Annotated in this window: 5 protein-coding genes; 4 read left to right on the forward strand and 1 reads right to left on the reverse strand. The window is 68.7% G+C overall.

Annotated elements, in window-relative coordinates; translation table 11 throughout:
• Positions 1-159: 159 nt before the first annotated feature.
• The gene (locus G3N93_RS34070; RefSeq protein WP_041492720.1) at positions 160-393 is read right to left on the reverse strand and encodes a hypothetical protein; all 234 of its coding nucleotides are present in this window, start codon (positions 391-393) and stop codon (positions 160-162) included.
• 360 nt (positions 394-753) lie between these two features.
• On the opposite strand from G3N93_RS34070, the gene G3N93_RS34075 reads away from it, so the two are divergent.
• The 4 genes from G3N93_RS34075 to G3N93_RS34090 are packed head-to-tail and all read left to right on the forward strand — an operon-like array spanning position 754 to position 5,012.
• Positions 754-1,959, forward strand: coding sequence for an efflux RND transporter periplasmic adaptor subunit (locus G3N93_RS34075; RefSeq protein WP_174946349.1), 1,206 nt, complete (start codon positions 754-756; stop codon positions 1,957-1,959).
• A gap of 7 nt (positions 1,960-1,966) precedes the next feature.
• Complete coding sequence (locus G3N93_RS34080; protein ID WP_206134939.1) at positions 1,967-2,665, forward strand: ABC transporter ATP-binding protein; 699 nt, start codon at positions 1,967-1,969, stop codon at positions 2,663-2,665.
• A 21-nt stretch (positions 2,666-2,686) separates the two neighbouring features.
• A complete protein-coding gene (locus G3N93_RS34085) occupies positions 2,687-3,841 on the forward strand; it encodes an ABC transporter permease (RefSeq protein WP_206134940.1) in 1,155 nt (384 codons plus the stop codon).
• A 4-nt stretch (positions 3,842-3,845) separates the two neighbouring features.
• Positions 3,846-5,012, forward strand: coding sequence for an ABC transporter permease (locus G3N93_RS34090; protein ID WP_174946352.1), 1,167 nt, complete (start codon positions 3,846-3,848; stop codon positions 5,010-5,012).
• Positions 5,013-5,084: the final 72 nt, after the last annotated feature.

A 5,084-nucleotide genomic window follows, 5' to 3' on the forward strand; every position in this document is an offset into this window, starting at 1 on the left:
TCACTGGCGGCGCATGCGCATGGTGGTCGACGCGATGCGCGCGCCGCCGCCGCCAGCGCCGGCCGGCGAACACGAGGCCTGAAAAAACAAAACCCCGCATGCGTGAACATGCGGGGTTTCGCGACTGGCGGCCGGCGGTGCCGGCCCCGGGCGAAGCGCTTAGTTTGCTGCGCCTGCGTCGTTCGTGCCAGCTGCCGATGCGGCTGCGGCCTTCGCCTTGCCCTTGGCCGAACCGTGGTGCTTCAGCGCGTGCTTCGGCTTGCTGTGATCCTTCTTGGCCGGTGCCGGAGCGGCTGCCGACGTGTCGGCTGCCGGCGCGGACGCCTGTGCGAATGCCGAAACCGATGCGAGTGCGAATGCTGCGGCGATGATCGAAGCGAGCGTCTTCTTCATTGTTCTTCCTTTAGCGGAGAAAAAATCAAACGTACCGGTAAGTAAAGATGCGAGGCATTCGCATCGGAGCCCCAGGCCGCGAGGCCGGCTTTCGCCGTTCCTCCGCGACAAAACCTGACGCACTGGTTCCATAACGCACCGTGTTCGCGGAAAGTTGACACGTTGCTTGCGCCCCTCGGGTTTCCCCGGGGGAGCACGCGTATCCCGGTGTCGGCGACCAGTCCGGCCGCCGCCGCCGCGGCGCTGCAAACCGGCTCGCGCGCCATCGGGGCGACGCTTATACTGGCGTCCATCCGTCCCTTTCCCCGGAAACCGGATCGCGGCCGGTCGTCAGACCGCCGCCGTCTCGAGGCGCTCAAATTGCCCGATCACAATCTGGACAAACTGAAGATCGACCGGCGTCCGCTCGCACCGGCGCCCCGCCGGCGCCGGTGGCTCCGCTATGCGGTCGCCGCCGCGGTCGTCATCGGCGCGATCGCCGCCGGCCTCGCGCTCACCGGCCGGCCGGCCGTCGAAACCACCGCCGTCACGTCCGCCTACCCGTACCAGAACGACACGCAGCTCAATGCGACCGGCTACGTCGTGCCGCAGCGCAAGGCTGCGGTCGCGTCGAAGGGCCAGGGGCGCGTCGAATGGCTCGGCGTGCTCGAAGGCACCCGCGTGAAGAAAGACGAGATCATCGCTCGCCTCGAAAGCCGTGACGTCGAAGCCTCGCTGGCGCAGGCGCTCGCGCAGGTGAAGGTTGCCCGCGCCAACCTCGGCGTCGAGCAGGCCGAGCTGAAGGACGCCGAGATCGCGTTGCGCCGCACCTCGGTGCTCGCGCCCAAGGGCGCCGTGCCGGCCGCGCAGCTCGACACCGACACGGCCCGCGTGAACAAGGCCCGCGCGTCGGTCAACAGCGACCAGGCCGCCATCACGTCCGCCGAGGCCAACGCGCAGGCCGCGCAGGTCGCGGTCGACCAGACGGTGATCCGCGCGCCGTTCGACGGCATCGTGCTCGCGAAGCACGCGAACGTCGGCGACAACATCACGCCGTTCTCGTCCGCGTCGGACAGCAAGGGCGCGGTCGTGACGATCGCCGACATGGACACGCTCGAGGTCGAGGCCGACGTCGCCGAATCGAACATCGCGAAGATCCGCGCCGAGCAGCCGTGCGAGATCCAGCTCGACGCGCTGCCCGACATGCGCTTCGCGGGCCGCGTGTCGCGCATCGTGCCGACCGTCGACCGCTCGAAGGCCACCGTGCTCGTGAAGGTGCGCTTCGTCGACCGCGACGACCGCGTGCTGCCCGACATGAGCGCGAAGATCGCGTTCCTGTCGAAGCCCGCGTCGGCGCAGGACCGGCAGCCCGTGACTGCCGTGCAGGCAAGCGCGGTCGTGGAACGCGACGGCCGGCCGGTCGTGTTCGTCGTGAAGGACGACGCCGTGCGCGCCGTGCCCGTCACGCGGGGCGAGCGGATCGGCGAACTCGTCGCGATCCGCGGCGTGAAGCCCGGCGACACGGTCGTGCTCGCGCCGGACGCGAAGCTGAAGGACGGCGCGAAAGTGACCGTCGCGAAGAAGTAGCGCACGCGTGAACGACGCCCCGCCGCCCCTCGTCGAGATCAGCCACGTCGCGAAGTCGTACCGGCGCGGCAACCAGATCGTGCCCGTGCTGACCGACATCACGCTCGACATCGGCGAAGGCGACTTCGTCGCGCTGATGGGGCCGTCCGGCTCCGGCAAGAGCACGCTGCTGAACCTGGTGGCCGGCATCGACCGGCCCGACAGCGGCGAGCTGCGCGTGGGCGGGCTCGACATCTCGCTGCTCGCGGAGGCGCAACTGGCCGAATGGCGCGCGGCGAACGTCGGCTTCATCTTCCAGTTCTACAACCTGATGCCGGTGCTCACCGCGTTCGAGAACGTCGAGCTGCCGCTGATGCTCACGCACCTGTCGCGTCGCGAGCGGCGCGAGCGCGTCGAACTCGTGCTCGACATGGTGAACCTCGGCAACCGGACGAGCCATTACCCGTCCGAGCTGTCGGGCGGCCAGCAGCAGCGTGTCGCGATCGCGCGCGCGCTGATCACCGATCCGGTGCTGATCGTCGCCGACGAGCCGACCGGCGACCTCGACCGCGCGTCGGCCACCGACGTGCTCGCGATGCTGCAGCGGATGAACGCCGAGCTCGGCAAGACGATCATCATGGTGACTCACGACGCGCACGCGGCCGGCGCCGCGCGCGCGCTCGTGCATCTGGAAAAAGGGGAGCTGATCGATGGGCACGCCGGCTGACCGGCTGCGGGAGCGCGCGCGATGTTCGTGCTGAAGCTGATCGCGCGCAACGCGCTGCGGCACCGGCTGCGCACGCTGCTGACCGTGCTCGGGCTCACCATCGCCGTGCTCGCGTTCGGGTTGCTGCACACGGTGGTCGACGCGTGGTACGCGGGCGCGGCCGCCGCGTCCAGCGGGCGGCTCGTCACGCGCAACGCGATCTCGCTCGTGTTTCCGCTGCCCGTGAGTTACGAGAACCGGATCCGCGGCGTCGACGGCGTGACGGCCGTGGTCCGCTCGAACTGGTTCGGCGGCATCTACCGCGATCCGAAAAACTTCTTCGCGAGCTTCGCGGTATCGGACAACTATCTCGACCTGTACCCGGAATACATCGTCCCGGACCAGCAGCGCGTCGATTACAACCGCGACCGGCGCGGCTGCCTCGTCGGGCGCCAGCTCGCGACGCAGTTCGGCTTCAAGATCGGCGACGTGATTCCGCTGAAGGGGACGATCTATCCGGGCACGTGGGATTTCGTCGTGCGCGGGATCTTCGACGGCCGCGACGACTCGACGATCACGCGCCAGCTGGTGTTCCACTGGGACTACCTGAACGAGACGGTGCGCCAGCGCACGCCGAAGCAGGCCGACCAGGTCGGCGTATTCGTGCTCGGCGTCGCGAACCCCGACGACGGCGCGTCGATCGCGCGCAACGTCGACGCGGTGTTCAAGAACTCGCTCGCCGAGACGCTGACCGAGACCGAGCAGGCGTTCCAGCTCGGCTTCGTCGCGATGTCGAACCAGATCATCGCGGCGATCCGTCTCGTGTCGTACGTCGTGATCCTGATCATCATGGCCGTGATGGCCAACGCGATGGCGATGAGCGCACGCGAACGCACGGCCGAATACGCGACGCTGAAGGCGCTCGGCTTCGGCCCCGGATTTCTCGCGCTGATCGTGTTCGGCGAATCGGTCGTGATCGCGGTGGCCGGCGGCGGGCTCGGGATCCTCGCGACGCCGCCCGCCGCGAGCCTGTTCAAGCAGGCGGCCGGCGGCATCTTCCCGGTGTTCAAGGTGTCGACCGAGACGGTCGTGCTGCAGGCCGCGTGCTCGGTCGCGGTCGGCTTCGCGGCGGCGATCGTGCCGGCGTGGCAGGCGGCGCGTGTGCGCGTGGTCGAAGGCCTGCGGGCGATTGGCTAGGCGCATGGCGATCCCGCTCAACTACATCGCGCGCAACCTGTGGACCCGACGGCTCACCACCGCGCTGACCGCCGGCGGGATGGCGCTCGTGATCTTCGTGTTCGCGACGGTGCAGATGCTCGACGCCGGGCTCACGAAGACGCTCGTGTCGACCGGCGAACCCGATAACGCAGTGGTGATCCGCAAGGGCGCCGAAACCGAGATCCAGAGTTCGATCGACCACCAGCAGGCCAATGCGCTCGAGATGCACCCGGCCGTCGCGCTCGGCCCCGACGGCCGGCCGCTCGTGTCGAAGGAAGCGGTCGTGCTGATCTCGCTGGTGAAGACGTCGACCGGCAAGCCGTCGAACGTCGTGATCCGTGGCGTGTCGCCGGCCGGCCTCGCGCTGCGCCCGCACGTGAAGCTCACAGCCGGCCGCATGTTCACGCCCGGCTCGTCGGAAATCATCGTCGGCAGCGCGATCGCGAAAGGCTTCAGCGGCACGCAACTCGGCGACAGCCTGCATTTCGCGCAACGCGACTGGACCATCGTCGGCATCTTCGACGCGGGCGGCAGCGGCTTCGATTCGGAGATCTGGGGCGACGTCGACCAGCTGATGCAGTCGTTCCGGCGCACCAGCTATTCGTCGATGGTGCTGCGCATCCCGAGCGCCGACGGCTTCGCGCGCTTCAAGGCCGACATCGACGTCGACCCACGCCTCACCGACGAGGCGAAACGCGAACAGACCTTCTACGGCGACCAGTCGAAGGCGCTGTCGACGTTCATCAACATCCTCGGCATCACGCTGTCGACGATCTTCTCGATCGCCGCGATGATCGGCGCGATGATCACGATGTATGCGTCGGTCGCGAACCGCGTCGCCGAGATCGGCACGCTGCGCGCGCTCGGCTTCAAGCGCATGAACGTGCTCGCCGCGTTCCTGCTGGAAGCGCTGCTGCTCGGCTTCGTCGGCGGCGTCGCGGGGCTCGCGTGCGCGTCGCTGATGCAGTTCGCGTCGTTCTCGACGACCAACTTCCAGACCTTCTCGGACCTGTCGTTCCGCTTCGTGCTGACGCCCGCGATCGTCGTGAAGACACTGCTGTTCTCGCTCGTGATGGGGCTCGTCGGCGGGTTCCTGCCGGCGATGCGCGCCGCGCGACTGAAGATCGTCGACGCGCTGCGCGCACAGTGACGCGCGGCCCCGTCGCTCAGTGCGCGCGCGGCACCCACGCACCGTGGAACCCGGCCGGCACGCGGCGCGGCA

The sequence above is a fragment of the Burkholderia sp. Se-20378 genome (assembly GCF_017104665.1).
Taxonomy (GTDB): domain Bacteria; phylum Pseudomonadota; class Gammaproteobacteria; order Burkholderiales; family Burkholderiaceae; genus Burkholderia; species Burkholderia lata.

What these genes read in the sequence shown, in the direction of transcription:
- G3N93_RS34070 (WP_041492720.1), bottom strand. Translation starts at nt 393, where the DNA reads ATGAAGAAGACGCTCGCTTCGATCATCGCCGCAGCATTCGCACTCGCA.
- G3N93_RS34085 (WP_206134940.1), top strand. Translation starts at nt 2,687, where the DNA reads ATGTTCGTGCTGAAGCTGATCGCGCGCAACGCGCTGCGGCACCGGCTG.
- G3N93_RS34090 (WP_174946352.1), top strand. Translation starts at nt 3,846, where the DNA reads ATGGCGATCCCGCTCAACTACATCGCGCGCAACCTGTGGACCCGACGG.